At 67.6% G+C, this 689-nt stretch carries 1 protein-coding gene; it reads left to right on the top strand.

Going from position 1 to position 689, the window contains the following annotated elements:
• Positions 1–689: EAL domain-containing protein (locus ACFQ0E_RS19180; protein ID WP_386826641.1), on the top strand; the 689-nt coding region annotated here is incomplete at both ends.

The raw sequence follows: 689 nt of genomic DNA, 5'->3' as shown, positions 1-689 counted from the left end.
GAGGCCATGCGCCTGCTCGATCTGGAAGCCGACCTGCGCCGCGCGATCATGCACGACGCCTTCGAGCCGCATTTCCAGCCGATCCTGCGGCTCGCCGACCGCCAGCAGGTCGGCTACGAAGCTTTGGTGCGCTGGAACCACGAGCAGCGCGGCCTGCTCACGCCCGCAGAATTCATCGGCGTCGGCGAGGACAGCGCGCTGATCGAACAGGTCGACTGGCTGATGTACGGCCACGTCGTCGCATCGATGGGCGAGTACCCGAAGGATTACGTCTCGATCAACGTGTCGCCACGGCATTTCCTGTCCGACAACTTCTCCGATCGCCTGCTGCGCATGCTCGACGAGGCCGGTCAGGACCCGCGCCGGCTGCGCATCGAGATCACCGAGGTGGCGCTGATCGAGGACGCGAGCCGGGCCCTCAAGGTGCTGCGCGACCTGCGCGGCCACGGCATCGAGGCCCTGCTCGACGACTTCGGCACCGGCTTCTCCGCGCTGTCGTACCTGCACCGCTTCCCGATCCAGGGCCTGAAGATCGACCGCAGCTTCGTCTCGGGACTGGAGGGCGAGACCCGGACCGAGAGCCTGGCGCTGGTCCGCGCGATCCTGGCGATGGCCCTGACCCTGGGCATCGACACGATCGCCGAAGGCATCGAGACCGAGGCCCAGCGCGAGATCCTCGTCGAGCAGGG

The sequence above is a fragment of the Lysobacter brunescens genome, from assembly GCF_042677005.1.
Classification (GTDB): domain Bacteria; phylum Pseudomonadota; class Gammaproteobacteria; order Xanthomonadales; family Xanthomonadaceae; genus Lysobacter_I; species Lysobacter_I brunescens.
The sequence above is the reverse complement of the archived record's forward strand: the minus strand, read 5'-3'. Positions and strand labels throughout refer to the sequence as shown.